The 22031-nt window shown below is 32.9% G+C and carries 5 protein-coding genes; all 5 read left to right on the top strand.

Going from position 1 to position 22031, the window contains the following annotated elements; genetic code table 11:
- The first annotated feature begins 6 nt into the window (after nt 1-6).
- The gene (locus CHB81_RS03635) at nt 7-744 is read left to right on the top strand and encodes a thioesterase II family protein (protein WP_089350523.1); all 738 of its coding nucleotides are present in this window, start codon (nt 7-9) and stop codon (nt 742-744) included.
- 1204 nt (nt 745-1948) lie between these two features.
- Nucleotides 1949-3547 carry an MBL fold metallo-hydrolase gene (locus CHB81_RS03640; protein ID WP_089350524.1) on the top strand — a complete coding sequence of 533 codons (1599 nt, stop codon included), beginning with the start codon at nt 1949-1951 and terminating at the stop codon, nt 3545-3547.
- 180 nt (nt 3548-3727) lie between these two features.
- Nucleotides 3728-5383, top strand: coding sequence for a cyclic peptide export ABC transporter (locus CHB81_RS03645; RefSeq protein WP_176427485.1), 1656 nt, complete (start codon nt 3728-3730; stop codon nt 5381-5383).
- An 89-nt stretch (nt 5384-5472) separates the two neighbouring features.
- Nucleotides 5473-6885, top strand: coding sequence for an aspartate aminotransferase family protein (locus CHB81_RS03650; RefSeq protein WP_089350526.1), 1413 nt, complete (start codon nt 5473-5475; stop codon nt 6883-6885).
- Nucleotides 6886-6887: 2 nt separating this feature from the next.
- Nucleotides 6888-22031: hybrid non-ribosomal peptide synthetase/type I polyketide synthase (locus tag CHB81_RS03655; protein ID WP_089350527.1), on the top strand; the 15144-nt coding region annotated here is incomplete at its 3' end.

Genomic DNA, 22031 nt, shown 5'->3' on the forward strand with positions numbered 1-22031 from the left:
TTTTTAATGACAACGAACAATAAAGTAATAGCTCTCCCATTTGCAGGAGGTAATAAATATAGCTTTAATGGTATTGAAAAGCATGTATCAAAAAAAATAGATTGGATTACTTTGGAACTTCCAGGACGAGGTAGTCGTTTTAAAGAAAGTTTGCTGGATAAAATTGATCATATGGTTGATGATCTTTTTAGTCAAATAATGCCTCATATACAAGAAGGAAATTATATCATATATGGTCATAGCATGGGGACATTACTAGGATATGAATTAGTAAAGAAAATAACTGAAAAAAAATTACAGAAACCAATGGCTCTTTTTTTTACAGGACGCGGAGCACCAGGATTTACCCGATTTAACAATAAAAAGTCCTTACTGCCTAGCCCTCTTTTCTGGGAAGAGGTAAATAAAATTGGAGGGTTGCCTAAAGAAATTTTAGAGTGTAAAGAACTTTTGGATCTTTACTATCCAATAATGAAATCTGATTTTAAGGCTATTGAAGATTATAACTATTTACCAATGGAGGTACCTTTTAATTTTCCTATTCATATTTTAATGGGTAAGGAAGAAATTGGTATTGGTAATGAAAAAACTCCTTTATCAGGCATGAAGGACTGGCAGAATGAAACTAGTGATAATTGTACATTTGAACTTTTAGAAGGAGATCATTTTTTTATTTTTAAACATGCCGAACCAATTGCAAAAAGAATATCTGGAATTGCAGAGAGGTCTTTTAATATTCTTTAGATTCATGTAATTTATTTTATGTCTCAATTTTTGCATGAGATCAAAACAAAACTAAAAGATAGGCCTGCAACCGATTATTTATTTAGACTATTACAATTTTAATTAATTGTGGGTAAGCCCTCACGATTTTAAAAATCATTGTATTTTGATAAAAAAAAAAACAATGAATTAGTTCCATTCTTACAGCAAATTGTGGGAGTTAAGAATCTTGCAGACTTCATTTTAAAGCAAAGGTCTTGACCGACCACACATTAGAATTGATATTTAAAACAATTCAATGATCCATTTTGCAAAAGTATTCTTTTTACAGACAAAAGCACATCTTGTATGGATATTACAAATTATGTGGAGATTCCTATTACTCAAAAATCGAATAAAGAAATAACTACAGGAACTTTAAGGAAAAATTATTCGATAAGCTGATAATACAAGCATTACAGGATTATGACTAAAAATGAGCAATCAAATAATTTTAAGTATTATTTGTATTGGTCTAAATCACTTTTTTTAGAGTTCAGAATAATAATTTATACTACCAAAATATAATTTTGGAGCGATAATATTAGCTACAAGATATAAGCAAATAGTTTGATCAAGATATTCTGCTTGATTATTTTTAATTATAATTTCTGATAAGGGAATTGATCGTTTTTTTTGTTTCATATTTCACTACATTCTCTTGGGTTAGCTACACTCTTTTTTAAGCTTTAATATGATAATTTATTGATGGTTTGTTAATGTAAAACGGGGATTTTACTTATAAATTTTACAGTAATGGATATTTACTAAAGTAATTTCGTACGAATATTTTTGTAGTACAAAAAAGGTTAATATTAAAAATAAAGAGGCAGAATAAATCATGCTTAAACAGAATTAAAAATAAAGTTAAAGTTTTCTGAATATCTTTAGTTGTTACGGTTTCCCGTAAGGTATAGTTTTATGAATACTATATATTCGTGCTCTCTTAATTTTAATCAATTGGGGTAATTAAGTTATTATAAAGAAAAAAGAAATACTAGAGAAATTAGCGCTTTCGGGATTTTTTTATAATTACAGATGCTCTTAGTGAAATTTTAAGTGTACTAAGTAAATTACGTTCGTAAATAAAAAATGGATATAAATTTTTTATTCTCAAACATCCTGAAATTATTGTTGAAAGAATACTAAGATGCCTTCGAGGGCGAATTAAATACAAAATAATAATATGAATACAGATCAAGTCTATTTAAAACCAAATTTAGTAATAGAACCATTATTTGACAACTGGTATGCATGGAGCCATTTGATATCTCCGGCAACAGCAGCTATGAATATTACAGGTAGACATTTAAAAATAATGAGTTCCTATATTCAGGCTCCTGCAGCTCATGCTGCGGCAGTAAAAAACCCAAAAATGTTAGGAGGTCCCTTTATTGATTATGATGGAAAACGAGTAGATGAGATAGAACAGTTACGCAACGATACTTTAGAAAATCAAAAAGAACTTATTGTATTTAGTGAAGCAGTAAAAGAGTTAAACTTAATGTTAAAGGCAAAAGCAAAAGGATATTCTCTTGAGCCATTATATGAAGAAGTTCCTGAAGTACTAAAAGGTTATGTGGAGTTGATTTACGATCTTAACAACCAGCCCTCTTTTAGATTTTTTGAGCCATTATTATATAATAGTGAATTTTATAATGAAACTTCACAAAGTATTTTACTGTGGCTGACTGATAATGACGAAAGACCTTTTGTTTTAAGTACACCTCGTTTAGAAGATAAGGATAAAATACATTTGAACATACCTTTTAGTCATAACGGACTAGATGCGCTCAGTAAGATGAGAAGAACTCCGGGTTCATTAAGCGAGATTAAAGAAAAATTGAATATACCTCCTGATATGGAGTCTGTCTTTGAATCATTTTTTACTACAGAACTTCCTAAAGCTTACGAAAAATATACAGGGGATAAAGTAAGAATGCGATATTTTGGGCATGCATGCATATTAGTAGAAACTAAGGATGTAAGTATTCTTATAGATCCTATTATAAGTTATTATGGCTACCCTCAGGAAGTTGATCGATTTTCAGATATGGATTTACCAGACACTATTGATTATGTATTAATTACACATAATCATCAAGATCATATTTTATTCGAAACTCTTATTCCATTAAGACATAAAATAAAGAATATAGTAGTACCCAGATCTTCGAATGGTAGTCTGCAAGATCCAAGTTTGAAACTGATGTTTAAATCAATTGGATTTAATAATGTAGTGGAAATTGATGAAATGGATACTATTAACTTTAATGATTGTTCTATTACAGGAATTCCATTTATAGGAGAGCATTCAGATTTAAATATTCAAGCTAAAATATGTCATCATGTACGTGTTGGGGATTTTAAAATGATTTTTGTTGCCGATTCCTGTAATGTTGAATCGAAAATTTATCAGAGAGTACAGGCTTTACTTGGAGATGTCGATGTTATCTTTTTAGGAATGGAATGTGATGGAGCTCCGCTTTCTTGGCTTTACGGCCCATTATTAACAGAGCCATTGGCAAGAGATAAGGATTCTTCTCGAAGATTGGCGGGCTCTAATTTTGAAAGAGGGAAAGGGTTAGTAAAAGCATTTAATCCAAAAGAAGTATATGTGTATGCAATGGGACAGGAGCCTTGGCTTGAGTTTATCAGCAGTATTAAGTACACAGACGAATCCCATCCTATTGTACAGTCTGATTTATTGATAAAGGATTGTAAAGCTAACAATATAGTCGCAGAGCGTTTGTTTGGAGAAAAAGAGATTATGTATTTAAAATAGGTTGAATTTCTATTCTTTCTGATACAGTAAAACACTTAAAATTTATTGTTTTAGAAAGTGTAGAATTGATGGTAAATAATGGAAAATCAAGTAAATCTTATCAGAACATTTTTATAAGTATTTCAGATTATTTTTCAAAGAAATTAAAAACCAATAATAACAACTAAATTAACTGGAACATTGGGAAAAGCAACATTGCTTAATTTATTAAGATTAAAACTAAAAATAGCATTGCCACTACTTGGTTTTTTAGCTGTAATTAATGGTTTATGGAGTGGTAGTTTGTTAATGCTGGTTAGTCATAAAATATCAGGTACTCCTTTACCTTTTTTTAATGAATACGATTGGTTAATTTACTTAATTTTTGTTTTGGTCTCTTTTTTGTTGACGTACTTTTTTAATGGTTACATGATAAAAGCTACGTTAATCTTTGGTAAAGAAATGACCCTGCAGATCATAGATAAACTTCGGTTATCGAATTATGAATCTTATTTGCAGATGGGTGAAGCAAGAGTGAGAACCGCGTTGGAAGATGTACACACTTTAGAATCACTTCCTGCGGTTTTTATAACTTTTTTTAACTCACTAATAATGATAGTTGCCGGCTTGGGCTACATGTTTTGGCTTTATCCAAAAGGTGCCTTAACGATAGTCGCTCTTATTATTGTATTGACACTTATTTATATCTATCGAAATGGAATTATTGAAAAGGATATGGATGCCAAGAGAGATCTTGATGATACATTTATGAGGTTTTATAACGACTTTTTACATGGTTTCAATAAGGTTAAAATGAGTACTAAGAGAAGTGATTCTATATTTTTAGAGCACATTACCGAGAATCGTGATAAAGCCATAAATCTCAATATCAAAGCAGGATTATCGGCTTTTGGTAATGAACTATTAGGAGATTATTTTTTTTATTTTTTGATTGGTACAGTACTTTTTGTTTTACCTCTTGTTTTTAGCATTGACAAAACGGTTATTTCCGGTTTTATGATTACGTTATTATTTTTAATGGGGCCAATCGCTATTTTAATAAACCTTATGAAGAGTGTTATAGGTTATAAAATTGCTTTTGCAAGAATTAATGAATTCAATGATACTCTTACAGATAATTTGAACGATTCAGATGCACTTCCATTATCAACTTCAAAAAAGGAGTTGCAAGTTTTTAAAACCCTTTCTATCGATAAAATAAGCTATCAGCACATTGATGAAAAAGGAGATGTTACGTTTGAACTTAAGCCGATCAATCTAGAAATAAGTAAAGGAGAAATTATTTTCATTTCTGGAAGTAATGGTAGCGGAAAAAGCACTTTTATCAATTTATTATCAGGATTATATATTCCTAAATCCGGTAAAATTGTCGTTAATGATTTAATAGTTACCGATGATAATAGATCTCAATATAGAGATATGATATCATGTATTTTTTCTGACAACTATCTCTTTACAGAGAATTATGATAATTTCAATCTCCTTCCTTCCAATAAACACTTAGCGGAGCTTTTGAAAAAAATGAAACTTGACAAAGTTATTCGACAAGATGAAGAAAGCAATAGAATATTTCAAAACTTGTCAAGTGGTCAACAAAAGCGACTTGCATTGATATATTCAGTATTGGAAGATAAAGAAGTTTTTATTTTTGATGAGTGGGCTGCAGAGCAAGATCCGGAATTTCGAAAATATTTTTATGAAAACATAATTCCTGACTTAAAAAGTAAAGGGAAAACTGTAATTGCTATCACCCACGATGATGCATACTATAAGTACTGCGATCGATTAATGAAATTTAATTATGGGGAAATGTTAGTGCAAGACCAATTGGTCTGAGAGTTTATGGATCATTTATAAACACTGTTTAATTTAAGAATTTTATTTTCCAAGATCTATTTTAATAAAATAAGCAAGAATAATTTACTATGGAGTTACTTAAAAAGTATCATTTATCTGAATGTGCAAAAATTATTTCACCTTCATTACCAGGTGAAAAGTCGAAAGTATTGTTGAAATTACAAAGTGAAATAGAAGGAAGTGTCGTTTCATATCCTAAAAATATGCCAATTGCAATAAAAAGAGCAAAAGGAAGCATTATAGAAGATGTAGATGGTAACCATTTTATTGATTTTTTTGGAGGATGCGGAGTTTTGAATGTGGGGCATGGTAATGAGTATGTATTAGATTATGTTAAGGAGCAACAAGCAGAATTGATTCATGCATTAGATTTTCCAACAGAAAATAAGCTTACTTTAATTCAGCTAATATTAAAAAATTTACCAGCAGAAATTCAGGACGAATATAAGGTGAGTTTTGGTGGTCCTACTGGATCAGATGCCATAGAAGCTGCCATAAAACTTGCAAAAATTAAGACAGGACGTGATGGAATTATAGCTTTTACAGGAGGTTATCATGGTATGAGTTCAGGAGCTTTGGCAGTAACTTCCGATACTTTTTTTCGTAATAAATTAACATCTCTTATTCCAAATGTAAGTTTTGTACCCTACAGTTATTGCTATCGTTGTCCTTTTAATAAAAATTCTAATAGCTGCGATTTTGAATGTGTAAGTCACTTCGAATGGATATTAGATACAGCACATTCTGGAATTGTAACTCCGGCGGCTATCATATTAGAACCACTACAAGGAGAAGGAGGTAATATTGTACCTAAAGATGGATACTTAGAGCGTATTGTAGAAGTAGCTCATAAACATGGTGTTATTGTGATTTTTGATGAAGTCCAAAGTGGTTTTTTCAGAACAGGAAAATTTTTAGAATTCATGAATACAAATGCTGTACCTGATATTATAACATTTTCTAAGGGTTTTGGAGGTATAGGTTTTCCAATTTCCGGATTAATATATAAAAAAAGTATAGAAGCCTGGAAGGCGGCAGATCATATAGGTACTTTTAGAGGTAACCAGGTGAGTATTGCAGCAGCAAGAGGAGCTTTTGATTTTATTGAAGAATATGATATAGAAAAATATGCCCAGTCAATAGGGGGCTATTTAATAGAAAAATTAAGGACATTAGAAACCGAAAATCCGTTCATAGGAGATGTAAGAGGAAAGGGAATGATGATAGGGATCGAATTTGTAAAAGATAAAACTACTAAAGAACCTTTTCCGGAATATCTTAAAAAACTTAGGGAAGAATGCTTTCAGCGAGGACTATTATTTGAAGTAGGTGGCCATTATAAAAATGTAATGAGATTGATTCCTCCTTTGATCACAACTCAGAATATTGTTGATGCAGCAATTGAAATTATCAAACAATCCATAATAGTTTGTATGGAAGAATATTTGGAACCAGCTCTAGAAAAAAATAAAATCATATAATAATGCCACTAATAAAATCGACTATTCCAGAAGATATAACTTCGAAAGAAACCTTGGTTAAAGTTTTAAGCAATCATATTAGCCAAACTCCAAATAAGGTTATTTATAGATTTTTAGAAAATGGGGAAGAAGAAAGTGATTGCAGGACCTTTCAGGATTTATATGATAACGCAAAACGTATTGCATCACATATATTAGAACATGCAAAACCTGGAGATCGTGTTTTACTCTTATATCCATCAGGATTAGATTTTATTGACGCTTTTTTAGGCTGTTTCCTGGCAGGTGTAATTGCGGTTCCAGCTTTTCCACCACAGGGAAAACGAAGAATAGGCAGATTAGAAAATATTGTAGCGGATTGTAAAGCTACTCTTATTTTGACTATAGAGAGTATATATACTAAGAGTAGTGGCTGGTTTGATACTGAAATTTTTGAAAATGTAAAATGGTTGCAAACCAATGTGTTAGTTGACTCTTTAGATAAAGATTTTCCTGTTGTATTACCAACGGATACTGCATTTCTTCAGTACACTTCCGGGTCAACAGGTGATCCAAAAGGGGTTATGGTTACACATTCTAATATTGTACATAACAATAAATTGATGAAAAATTGTTTTCATCAGAATACTGAAAGTATAGGAGTTAGTTGGTTACCTATTTACCATGATATGGGACTAATAGGAAATATACTTCAAGCTTTATATGTAGGGTTTGAAATGATTGTCATGCCACCAACCGCTTTTATACAAAAACCTAGTCGATGGTTAAAAGTTATTTCAGATTATAAAGGTACTTTTAGTGGGGGACCTAATTTTTCATATGATTTATGTGCTAATCAAATTAAAGAAGAGGATTTAAAAGGATTGGATTTAAGTAGTTGGCAAGTAGCCTACAATGGATCAGAACCAATTAGACCAGAAACCGTAAATAATTTTACTACCCGTTTCAGTTCTATTGGATTTGATGAAACGTATTTAATTCCATGTTATGGAATGGCAGAAACGACCCTTATAGTTAGCTGCTCTGATTTTAATTCAATACCCAAAGCCTTATTATTAGATAAAGAAAATTTTCATTCAGGAGAAGTAAAACTTTTCAATAAAGAAGATAAAACATCTAATACTATTGAATTTATAGGTAACGGACCAGTTTTAGAAGAGTTAGAAATTAAGATCGTAAATCCTGATACTAAAATGGTATGTCAGGAAAATGGAATAGGTGAAATTTGGATTAGCGGAGCCAGTGTTGCTAAAGGTTATTGGCAAAGAGAAGAATTAACTAAAGAAGTTTTTCAGGCACGAATTCAAAATTCAGATGCAAACTCAGAAGAAGACAAAGAGGAGTATTTGCGTACAGGTGACATGGGGTTTATAAATGAGAAACAACTTTATATAACAGGTCGTCTAAAAGAGCTCATGATCATTAATGGAGTGAATCATTTTCCACAAGATATAGAACGTGTTGTACAACAATCACATATCGATTTACAAAACAATGCTGGAGTAGCTTTTTGCACTGAGTCAAAAGGAAAAGAACAATTGGTTATTGTTCAGGAAATTAAAAGAACTTCAATGAAGGGGTATGATTTTAATTTCATTGTTAAAAGTATAATTGATAGTGTATTTGAGCAACATGAATTGTCTGTATATGCAATTGTATTGGTAGAACCGGGAAAAGTAGAAAAAACGTCCAGCGGGAAAATTAAGCGATTAGCCACTAAAATTTTATATGAGTCTAATACTATTGAAGGAGTAATGGATCAATGGGTGCAAGGTCAAAATATAAATAATTCTAATGAAAATCTACAAGAAAATAAAATAGTAAAAACAACAATTTTATCCAATGATTTAGAAAAGCTTTTGCAAGAAGCTGTAGCAGCAGAACTAAACATAAGCATATCAAAAGTTAATACGCATACTTCGTTTTCAGAATTAGGTATGAGTTCTATACAAAGTATAAGACTCACAGGGAAATTGTCTGATTATTTAGGGATAGAAATAACACCAACAATTGTTTACAGTTATTCGAACATAAAGGATCTGGCGGCATATTTATTATCTAATGAAGATATTGAATTACCTTCAAATGTTGAAGATGCAAAAATATTGAATTCAGAACCAATCGCAGTTATTGGTATGTCTTGTCGTTTTCCAGGCGCGCAAGATCTGGAAATATTTTTAGAAAATTTAAAATCCGGAATAGACTCTATTACAGAAGTGCCAAAGAGCCGATGGGAAATAGATGATTTCTTCAGCAATAAAGAAGAAATTGACGGGTATCAAATGAATACACGCTGGGGAGGTTTTATAGATGCTATAGATGAATTTGACGCTTCTTTTTTTGAGATATCTCCTCGAGAAGCTAAATTGATGGATCCTCAACAACGCATTTTATTAGAATTGACTCATGAATTATTAGAGAGATCAGGATATACAGCAAAAGAACTCAAAGGGTCAATGACTGGAGTATACATTGGTATTCTTCAAAATGAGTATGCGTCTTTACTCAAAAACTATCCTAAAGATATGTATTCGGGAACTGGATCAGCATTGAGTATAGCTTCAAATCGACTATCTTATTATTACGATTTTAAAGGCCCAAGTATGTCTGTTGACACGGCTTGTTCGTCTTCATTGGTAAGTGTGCACTTGGCTATAAAGGATATTCGCAGTGGCGAATGTACTATGGCAATCGCGGGAGGAGTAAATCTTATACTAACACCAGAATCTACTGTAGCATTGTCACAATCAAGTATGATGGCGGCAGATGGCAGATGTAAGACTTTTGACGATTCTGCGAATGGATATGTCAGAAGTGAAGGTGCCGGACTAATATTATTAAAACCACTATCAAAAGCGATAAAAAATGGAGACAATATTATAGGGGTAATTAAAGGATCTGCTGTTAATCAAGATGGCAGAAGTAATGGATTAACCGCTCCAAATGGATTAGCTCAGCAAGAGGTAATACACGCTGCGCTAAAATCTGCAGGATTACAACCAAAAGATGTTGATTACATAGAATCGCATGGTACGGGAACATCTTTGGGAGATCCAATAGAGATTAATGCTCTGGATGCAGTGTTTAAAAAAGACAGAAACTCAGACAGTCCTTTAATAATAGGATCTGTCAAAGCTAATATAGGTCACCTGGAAGCTGCTGCCGGAATTGCGGGCTTAATTAAGACACTTTTATGTCTGGAGCATTCTATAATCCCAAAACAACTGCACTATAATAAACCTAATAGATATATCAATTGGGAAAAATTAAACGTATTAATTCCTAATGATTTGCTAAGTTGGAATCAGAAAAAGAATAGCATACGCAGGGCAGGAGTAAGTTCTTTTGGGTTTGGAGGAACAAACGCGCATATAGTTCTTGAAGAAGCTCCTGTATATCATACAAAAAAACAAAACGATACTATTTCTTCTCAAGAAACAGTACTAACTACAATATCTGCAAAAGGAGAAAAAGCACTAAAAGACCAAATTGCTGCGGTAATTGATTACATAGAGAATAATCCGGAAGTAAAAATTAGCGATTTATCTTATACATTATCAGTGCATAGAGATCACTTTGAAAATAGGTTAGGAATAATTTCTGAAAATAAAGAAGAATTACTTCAAAAATTAAATCAGGCAAATAACTCATTTCAGAAAACCAAATCATTAAAAACCGCTTTTTTATTTACGGGACAAGGTGCTCAATATCTAGGAATGGGACGAGAGTTATATGATACCGAGCCAGTTTTTAAGAAAGCTTTGGATACATGTACAGAGTTATTAAAAGCTCATTTAGATGAAAATTTAATTACTGTTTTATTTGCAGAGGAAGGAAGTGAAAAAGCCAAATTTATAGATCAAACCCAATACACACAACCTGCACTATTTGCCATAGAATATTCACTATATCAGCTTTGGGAAAACTGGGGAATTAAGCCTGATGTACTAATAGGACATAGCATAGGAGAACTGGTAGCGGCATGTGTGGCAGGCGTATTTTCTTTAGAAGATGGTCTTAAATTGGTAGCATCCAGAGGGCGTCTTATGCAAGGAATAACACTTGAAGGAGAGATGATCTCAGTGCAGTCGAGTGAAGAAGCTATTTCTGAAGTATTGAAGCACTATAAAGAAAAAGTTACCATTGCAGCAATTAATACTCCTGATCAAATAGTATTATCAGGAGAGAAAGAAGCCATAGAGACTATCACGAGTACATTATCTTTAAAAGCTATTAAGTGGAAAAAAATAAGAGTTTCCCATGCTTTTCATTCTCCAATGATGAAGCCTATACTTTCCAAATTTAAAGCAATTGCGGATACTATTCACTTTCAATCTCCCAAATGTATAGTAATTAGTAATCTAACAGGAACTGTAGCAGGTAAAGAAATAAGTACCTCACAGTATTGGGTAGATCATATTACTTCTCCTGTGGATTTTTTAAAGGGTATGAGATCATTAGAGAGCTTAGAAGTTGATGTGTATGTAGAAATAGGACCAGATCCTGTTTTAATCAATATGGGAAGTCAATGTATATCTGATGAGAGAGCTGATAAAACAATTTGGTTAGCTTCTTTTAGAAAAGGTAAAAATGAGAACCTGCAATTATTGGAAAGTCTAAATGAATGGTATAAAGAAGGAGGAGATGTACAATGGAAATCATTTTATTCTAATAAAGATGGTGTAAAAGTAAATGCTCCAATTTATAAATTCCAACGAAAAAGATTTTGGATAGAAGAAGAACCAATTACTATTTCCAAAGAATCAAATACAATCTCTAGTACTAATAATAAAGATTTTTCAGAAACCATGGTTTTTAAAGATATAGAGAGTTTTTTAAAGAATACAATTTCAGCTACGCTACAGATGAAAATTGAAGAAATAGAGCTGCATAGACCATTGTTGAATTATGGTGCAGATTCATTTTCTTTGATGGAAATCATAAATAAGATACGTAAAGAATACAACGTAAAACTTCCAATCCGAAAGATGTTTGAAGATTTAACGAATTTGGATGCAATTATAAAATACATTATTCAGGAAACAGGGCAAACAGAAGTCGTATCTAATAATCATGTAGTGGTTAATAAGACATTTGACACGAATACTTCTTGTAGTTTTTCGGCAAGTTCAAATGGTGAGATTGGTACTGGAAGACATTCAAATAATGGAGAAGAAACAATAAATAAATCGACTGCTGAATATATTAAAACACCGGCAAAAGAAGTAATTAACAATACCGCAATTGATATTACAGAGTTTACTATAATAAGAGAACAATTTGCTGAGCAGAATCGTATACTGTCACAACAAAATCAGATAATTTCTGAGTTTTTAAACACCTCCAGGACATCACAAAATACTGATAAACATACAACGGGAGATGGATTCGCTGAGGTTTCTAAAACTACGAACATATTTGATATCGTAAAAAAAAAAATAACAACTAAAGAAAAAGTTAGCCTGCCAGGATCATTTGGCAGTAAAAGCTTTTATTTTCAAAAATTACCAAAAAACCAAGAAGAACAATTACCGCAATTAATAGAGAGTTATACCGCTAAAACCCAAAAATCAAAGTCTTTTGCTATTGAAAACAAAGCTGTTTTAGCGGATTATCGCTCTGCTTATAAGTTCAACATTGCTACAAAAGAAATGGTTTACCCAATAGTGAGTGAACATGCATTTGGTTCTCATTTTACAGATATTGATGGAAATAAGTACATTGATATAGTGATGGGATTTGGATCCTGTATTTTTGGTCATCAACCAGAATTTATTTCTAAGGCAATTCTTGAACAGCATAGTCAGGGTATGATTATTGGCCCTATGAATAAGTTGTCTGGAGATATTACAAGATTAGTCTCCAAATTAACTGGTGCTGAGCGAGTTTGCCTAACCAATACAGGCACAGAAGCTGTTTCTTTTGCTTTAAGAATAGCAAGAGCTGTTACAAAAAAGAATAAAATCATCGTTTTTTCGGCCTCTTTTCACGGACATGGAGAAATAACACTTGGAGTTCAAGGTGATCAGGAAAATGTTGTAGAATCTTTATCGGCAGGGATAACAGCAAATATGGTTAAAGATTTAATTATCCTTAATTATTCTGATGACGATATTTTAGAACAAATACGCGCACACAAAGACGATCTTGCGGGGATCTTAGTAGAGCCTGTACGAAGTAGGTTTCCTGATTTTCAGCCAAAAGAATTATTACATCAGCTTAGTGAATTAACTAAAGAATTAGATATTCCTTTCATATTTGATGAAATGGTGACTGGTTTTAGAATCATGCCCGGAGGAGCTCAGGAGTATTTTGATATCAAAGCTGACATTGTAATTTATGGTAAAATAGCCGGAGGAGGAATGCCAATTGGAATTGTTGCCGGTTCACCAAAATATCTGGATGCTGTAGATGGAGGTCATTGGCAGTTTGGAGATGAATCCTATCCTGAGGTAGACAAAACATTTACTGCAGGTACTTTTACACGACATCCATTAACTATGGCAGCGTCAAAAGCGGTGCTTACCCGTATTGATGAAATTGGTAAAGAAGCATATCTGGAACTCAATAACAGAACGGCTTCTTTAATGAACCGATTGAACAGTTATTTCGAAAAGGAATCACTACCCATAATGATGGTATATTTTGGATCTCTATTTTCATTTAGATACAAAGCTAATTTCGAATTATTAGCTTTCCATTTGGTTCAAAGAGGAATATATGTATGGGAATCTAATAATCTTTTTCTCTCATTTGCACACTCTGATGAAGATATAGAAAAATTATACAAAGGAATTACAGAATGTGCTAAACTGGTTTATACTTCTTCTGATATTTCTCAAGAAAAAAATTTGTCCCTGGAGGCTACTGGTTATAATGTGCAGGAATCAAATATTTCTAAGGTTAATTTGACTTTAACACAACAGAAGTTTAATCTTCTTCATCAGATTGACCCGGAAAGATCTTTAGCATATACGCAATCTTTCAGTTTACAGATGAAAGGTAAAATTTATGCATCATTGCTGAAAATGGCAATACATAATTTAATAGATAATCACAGTATTTTAAGAACTCGGGTATCAGAAGATGGAGAGCATTTAATTTTTGATCCATCTATTACTTTACCAATAGAAGAAATAGATCTTTCAAAGGATGAATTAGATCAACAAGAAGAGGCTTATAAAGCTTTAGTTGATGAAAACATGCGTACTGCATTCTCATTTACCAACGGGCCTTTTGTACGGTTACAGCTAATAAAGTTTTCTCCAGAGGAGAGTACTTTAATTGTGACGATGCATCATATAATAGCAGATGGATGGTCTTGTGCTTTATTTATTCAAGGTGTTGTAGATAACTACAATTCGTTATTTCAAGGAAAAAAACTTGATTTAGTGCAAGCTGTTGGTTTTTATGAATATACAAAATGGTTGGAAAATAACCTGAACAATGATGATTGGAAGGTTCATGAAGACTATTTTATAAATAAATTTTCTAAAAAATCTTTTTATATAACACTTCCATTTGATAACAGTTTATCAAAATATGGAAATGCAAGTAATTCAGTTTCTTTACGAATTCCTAAAGAAAATATTCTGAGGTACAGAAAATGGAGCAGTCAGCAAAACCTAACACTCTTCATGACATTTTTGTCTGCATTCGAACTCTTATTATGTAAAATATGTGAGAAAGATGAGGTTATTATTGGTATACCTGCGGGTGGCCGTACCATGCCGGATATAGAAGAAGCAATTGGAGATTTCTCTCATTTTATGCCATTTTTAATATCTCATAATTCCAAAGATTCTTTAATAGAATATGTAAAGGATCTAAAAAACAGAATATATGAAGCCTATGAGCATCAAGAATATCCGTATGCTAATTTTATGGAATTACTCCAAAAAGAAACGGATATAAAGTATGATAATTGGGTAAATGTTATTTTTAATTTTGATGTTAGTGCTTCCAATACTGATATGGAAAGTGTAGACTTACATATAGTACATAATAAACCAGTTTACAGCGATTTTGACTTAATGTTTAATGCCATTGAGGAATCTGGAGATTTAGTTCTTTCTCTGGACTACAGAGAATCTTTTCTAAGTAATGAACTGGCAGAAGATATTTTAGATTGTTATCAATTTATCTTAAATCAAATCATTGAAAGCGATGGCGATGGAGGCAGTATAGAGGATATACAATTGTTATCTAAAGGTAAACAAGAACAACAACTACAGTATTTTAATGATACAGAAGTATCGTATCCAAAAGATAAAACGATAGTTGATTTATTTGAAGAACAGGTATTGCAAATGCCGAATAGCATAGCAGTTGTTTTTGGAAATGAGGAATTAACGTATAAAGAATTAGATGAAAAATCAAATCAAGTAGCACATTATTTGATCCATAAAGGACTAAAATCAGAAGATTTAGTTGGTATATGTGTCGATCGCTCTTTTGATATGATTATAGCGGTGTTTGGTGTTTTGAAAGCAGGCGGAACTTACGTTCCTATAGATGCTGAGTATCCTGAAGATCGCATTCATTACATAATTGAAGACAGTAATGCCGTTTTTTTCATAACAGATCATGCGCATGAGTTTTTAGTTGCCGAAAACAAGAAAGTACAAATTATTACAATAGATGACAATTGGAAGTCAATAGGAGAACAACCATTAAGTAAGGTTGATTCTATTGTCAAAGCCGATCAGTCTGTTTATGTAATTTATACATCAGGTTCTACAGGCAGACCCAAAGGAGTTGTCATTAATCATACGAGCTTATTGAATATGGCTTTGTGTTGGGAGTCATCTTATACTTTGGATAGTAATACTTGCTTATTGCAAATGGCAAGTTTTTCTTTTGACGTGTTTTCAGGGGATTTATGCCGAAGTTTATTATTTGGAGGCAGAATGATACTCTGTCCTTCAGATGCCAGGTTGGATCCAGCCAGACTTTATGATCTTATTTTAGAAAAAGGTGTTACTATATTAGAAGGTACACCAGGTTTAGTGATTCCATTGATGGATTACATCTACGAGCAAAAGTTAGATTACGCTTGGATGAAGTTGTTAATTTTAGGATCTGACGTATGCAGTATTAATGACTTTAAAAGAGTGTATACCAGATTTGGTCACGCTATGCGAATCATTAACAGTTACGGAACCACAGAAACAACCATAGATAGTTCTTATTTTGAAACGGATAATGTTAAGAGTTTTGATGGTTTAATTAATGTGCCGATTGGTAAACCTTTATGGAACAATAGTTTTTATATACTCAACACTTCTGAATCATTGGTACCTATAGGAGTAATTGGTGAATTATGTATTGGCGGAGCGGGAGTAGCCAGAGGTTATTTAAATAAGGAAGAATTAACCAGAGAAAAGTTTGTAGCGAATCCTTTTAAAGAAGGAGATCGAATGTATAAGACTGGCGATTTAGCCCGTTGGTTACCTGATGGGAATTTGGAATTTATAGGCAGAAAAGATGATCAGGTTAAGATTCGTGGATATCGTATAGAATTAGGTGAGATTGAGAACGCATTATCAGTACTACCTGGAATTACCCAATGCTGTGTATTAGCAAGAGAAGATGTAAATGGTACAAAACGTTTAGTAGGTTATGTGGTATTAGAAGGCGAATTAGATAAAGAGCGTCTTCAAAATCAATTAAAACTAAGCTTACCTGAATATATGATTCCTATGATCTGGATTGCATTAGATGTAATGCCATTAACCAGTAATGGAAAATTAGATAAAAAGGGATTGCCAGATCCTGATAGCTCAGAGTTATCAAGTAAAGAATATGTTGGACCAACTACAGATTTAGAATTACAACTCGTTAACATATGGCAGGAGTTATTGGGTGTTGAAAAAGTCGGCATCCATGATAATTTCTTTGAACTGGGAGGTCATAGTTTATTGGCAACACGTTTAGTTTCTATGATCCGTAAGGAGCTGATGATAGAGGTTTCTATTCGAGAAGTCTTTATACATACTACGGTTTCTAAATTGGGAACTTATGTGTCCGCTCAATCCGAAGGGATTTTATTACCTACGATTGTCGTACAGGATCGTCCGGCCCATATTCCTTTATCCTTCAGCCAGGAGCGATTATGGTTTTTGGATAAGTTGCAAGGCAGTACAGATTATCATATACCTGTAGTTCTTCGTTTAGAAGGATCTTTAGATGTATCGATATTAGAACAAACATTACAACAAATTATTTCTCGTCATGAGGTATTGCGAACTGTACTTCTTTCAGAAGATGGAATCGGTTATCAAGAGATTGTCAGTGCAGAAGAATGGTCATTGGATAAAGAAATTGTATCAGATGAATTATTATTAGAAAGTAATATAGCGGACTATCTGAAGAAACCTTTTGATTTATCTAAGGATTACAAGCTAAGAAGTTGCTTATATGATTTGGGTAACGGAAAATATGTATTAGCCAGTGTATTCCACCATATTGCCAGTGATGGTTGGTCTGGAGGTGTTTTAGTAAACGAATTTATGAAGTTGTATAATACGCTTCAGTTAGATCGAACAGCAACTCTTCCAAAATTAAGTTTGCAATATGCAGACTATGCCATTTGGCAACGAAAATATATAGTTGATACTGTTTTAGAAGAACAATTATCGTATTGGGAAGAGAAGCTACAAGATGTTAGTACTTTATCATTGCCAACTGATTATGCACGTCCTTCAGTACATAGTACAAATGGAGCTTGTATTTCTTTTGTATTAGATAAAACGTTAACCGCATCCTTGGATTCCTTATGCCGATCAGAAGGTGTTACGCTGTTTATGTTTTTATTATCAGCCTTCAAGGTTTTGTTGTCCCGTTATAGCGGACAGTCTGATATTTGCGTGGGAACACCTATTGCAAATCGTACGCAATTGGAGTTAGAAGATATGATTGGCTTTTTTGTCAACACTATTGCTCTTCGAAGTGATTTGAGTGGAAACCCAAGTTTCATCGATTTATTGGCAATGGTAAAACAGACGACCTTAGAAGGATATGACTATCAATTAGCTCCTTTTGAAAAGGTAGTAGATCGTGTGGTTACTACTCGTGATATGGCTATGAGCCCTTTGTTTCAAGTACTTTTTGTATTACAGAATACGCCTGATGCATCTCGAGAATTAAACTTAGAAGATATTACGATTTCGAATTATAATTTTGATACCATTACCTCTCAATTTGATTTGATGTTAAATGTATTTGAGGATAATAATGCTATTTCATTGGAGATGTCATATTGCACAGCCTTATTTGATAAAGCAACAATAGACCGAATGCTGCTGCATTATCAGGAATTGCTGGTTAGTATTGTGAGTAATATCACGCAGCCTATAGGTAGTTTATCCATGATTTCTACACAGGAAGAATATAAATTATTAAATACTTTTAATGATACTATCCTTGCCTATCCAAAAGATAAAACGATAATTGATTTATTTAAAGAACAGGTAGCAAAGGCTCCGGAAGCTGTAGCAGTAGTTTATCAGGGAGAAGAATTAAGTTATAAAGATTTAGATGAAAGGTCGAATCAATTAGTTCATTATTTGAAATCGACTGGTGTGGTTAAGGATTCTCGAATAGGGATATTATTTAATAGAGGTTTTGATATGATCATTAGTATATTAGGTATTCTGAAGTCAGAATGTACTTATGTTCCTTTAGATCCTTTATTACCATCTAATCGCCTATCCTATATACTTGAAGATTCAAGTGTTAATTACCTGCTTTATAGCGAAGAATCTTTACTTTCAGATTTAGCAGTTTCGGAATATACCCTTTTAAATATTGCGGAATCTTATCATTATGAAACTTCAGCAAGCTTACACAAAAGAGAACTTGATTCGGTTGCCTATGTAATGTATACTTCAGGGACATCAGGGGCTCCTAAAGGAATCCTTATTAGTGAGGAGAATATAATTACTTTAATTAATGATCCATCTGATAAAATCTCAATAAAAGCTTCAGATCGAGTGCTTCAATGGTCTAATTACGCATTTGATGGTTCAACATATGAGATTTTTGGAAGTCTTTTAAACGGAGCTTCCCTTTATTTAATAGATAATTTAACAGCTTCAGATGCAGGCGCTTTATCTCAAGTTATAAATAAACATGAGTTGAGTATTGTTTTTATCACAACTGCATTGTTTAATTCTTTAGCTGAATATGATCTGTCTTTATTATCCAGCTTGAGACTCTTATTATTTGGAGGAGAAAAAGTTTCAGTACCACCTGTGCGAAAAATGTTAGCTGCATTAGGGCACAATAAGATACTTCATGTATATGGTCCTACGGAGACAACAGTCTACGCTACTTGTTATGTGGTTTCTGATATACCAGATAATGCAGACACTCTACCAATTGGTAAACCACTTACTAATACAAGTCTTTATGTTTTAAATTCTAATCAGGAATTAGTACCTATTGGAGTTATTGGTGAGTTAGTTATTGGAGGAACAGGAGTTGCCAAAGGTTATCTAAACCAAGTAGAGTTAACTAATGAAAAGTTTATAACAAATCCTTTTATAAAAGGAGAAGTGATTTATAGAACGGGTGACTTAGCTCGTTGGTTACCTGATGGTAATATTGAGTTTGTTGGCAGAGGAGATGATCAGGTCAAGATTCGAGGATACCGCATTGAGTTGAGCGAGATTGAGAACGTCTTATTATCTTTAGATTTAATTATCCAATGTCGTGTATTAGTAAAAGAAGATGTAAGTGGAAACAAGCGTCTGGTGGGCTATGTAGTCTTGGAAGGTGTATTAGATAAAGAGAAAATAGAAGAACAATTAAAATCTGTTTTACCAGAATATATGGTTCCCCAATTATGGGTTGAATTAGATACAATACCACTTACATCTAACGGAAAGTTAGATAAAAAGGCCTTACCTGAATTTGATGGATCTCAATTATCTACACAAGAGTATGTTGCGCCGCGTAATGAAACAGAAATCCAAATAGTAGCTATCTGGGAGTCCTTATTAGGAGTTACTAATATAGGAATACATGATAATTTCTTTGAATTGGGAGGGCATAGTTTATTGGTGGTTCAGTTGATATCCCGCCTGCAGGCATTAGATTTTTATATTTTAGTTAAAGATATTTTTGCAAATCCAACGATAGCTTCTATTAGTAATAAGTTATCTTCCATATCATTTATTTATACTGTTCCTGCTAATGGAATTTTAGCAACAAGCAACCATATCACACCATCGATGGTGCCTTTACTTGATTTTGATCAGAGTGATTTAGATAAGATAGTTGCAATGGTTCCGGGTGGTGTTTCAAATATTGAAGACATCTATCCTTTATCTCCATTACAAGAAGGGATTTATTTTCATCATCTCATGAGCGATACTGCGCAGGGAGATCCTTATGTTCTTTCGAGTTTACTTTCATTTTCAGATTCGAACAAACGAACAGCGTTTATTGAGGCCTTACAATTTGTGGTGAACCGCCATGATATTTTACGTACTTCTTTTTTAAGTACTGGTTTACCTAATGCGGTACAGGTAGTGTTGAGAGAAGCTGTTTTATCAGTCGAATTAGTAGATAGTTCAAGTTTGGATAACTCCAAAGCTATTTTACCACAGTTAGAATTATTGGTAGCTTCAGGAACCCATTGGATGGATACTTCTAAAGCTCCTTTAATGGAATTAAAATTAGCTGATGATCCTGAGAACGAATCTTATTATCTAGTAGTCTATGATCACCATTTAATAATGGACCATGTTGGTTTAGAGAAAATCATAGAAGAGGTAACGTTGTATCTCGCAGGAGAAGCGGAAAATCTGCCGGTTCCTTTTTTATATAGGGATTTCATTGGACATACATTACATACACAATCAGTCAACGATGGAGAGTCTTATTTTAGATCAGTATTGGGAGTAATTAATGAACCTACATACCCGTTTAATTTATCAAATATCTTAGGAAACGGTACAAAAATTGAAGAGTCTACTGTTATTCTTTCTAGAGATTTAAGTACCCTATTGCGTACTGTTTGCGTGAATTTAAGTATGAGTCCTGCAGTATTGTTTCATGCAGCTTTCGGATTGGTAGTAGCAAGATGCAGTAATAAAGAACATGCGCTCTTTGGATCCTTATTTTCCGGGCGTTTACAAGGTTCTTTAGGCGCAGCTGATTCTTTAGGCTTGTTTATAAATACACTACCAGTTGCTTTGGAATTAAAAGGCAGCGTTAGGGAGTATTTAGATGAGGTTAAATTAAGATTAGGAGAACTATTATCTTATGAACAAACTCCTTTGTCTCACATCCATGATTGGAGCGGTATCTCCAATCAAATGGCTCTTTTTAGTGCTTTATTAAATTATCGTCATTCTCCATCATCTTTAGTAGAAGAGAATAATACTAAAAATTTAGGGATAACGGTAATTGGAGAGTATGAACGCAATAACTATCCTTTTAATTTTAATGTAGATGATTTTGGTATTGATTTTGGATTAACTGTACTTGTGGATGCAAGTATTGGAGCAGATCGTATACTTGAATTCATTGAGCAATCATTAATTCAGCTCATAGATAGTGTAACTCTTGAAAAAGAAGTAAGCGTAAATACGTTGAGTATTCTATCTAATAAAGAATTACATCAATTATTATATGAATTTAATGATACGGCAAAAAACTATGCAAAAGAAAAGACCGTTGTTGATTTATTTGCAGAACAGGTAAAAAAGACCCCAAATGCTATCGCAGTTGTTTATGGAAATGAAGAATTAAGTTATAAAGAATTAGATGAGAAATCGACTTATCTGGCGCTTTATTTACAGAAGCATTATGATTTGAGTTCCAATGATATTGTAGGTTTAATGCTGGATCGTAGTATCTGGTCTATTATTTCAATACTAGGAATTTTAAAAGCCGGTGCTTGTTATCTTCCTATCGATAAAGAGTATCCGGAGCATCGTAAATCCTTTGTTGTCAATGACGCTCATATAAAATTACTGATCATAGAATCAGAAAGTTTATTTGATGTCATAGAATATATGGTGCCTATTTTTTCTATAGACATAGAATTTGAGAGTGTATTAAACCAGGTGTCCTCATTTCCGGCTTTAAAAACCAGTGCTGTCCAAACTACGGATTTGGCATATGTAATTTATACC

The sequence above is a fragment of the Flavobacterium sp. ov086 genome, assembly GCF_900187965.1.
Lineage (GTDB): Bacteria > Bacteroidota > Bacteroidia > Flavobacteriales > Flavobacteriaceae > Flavobacterium.

Bases quoted from the DNA above. Each gene is read 5' to 3' on its own strand.
- CHB81_RS03635 (WP_089350523.1), top strand. From the start codon at position 7: ATGACAACGAACAATAAAGTAATAGCTCTCCCATTTGCAGGAGGTAAT.
- CHB81_RS03650 (WP_089350526.1), top strand. From the start codon at position 5,473: ATGGAGTTACTTAAAAAGTATCATTTATCTGAATGTGCAAAAATTATT.
- CHB81_RS03640 (WP_089350524.1), top strand. From the start codon at position 1,949: ATGAATACAGATCAAGTCTATTTAAAACCAAATTTAGTAATAGAACCA.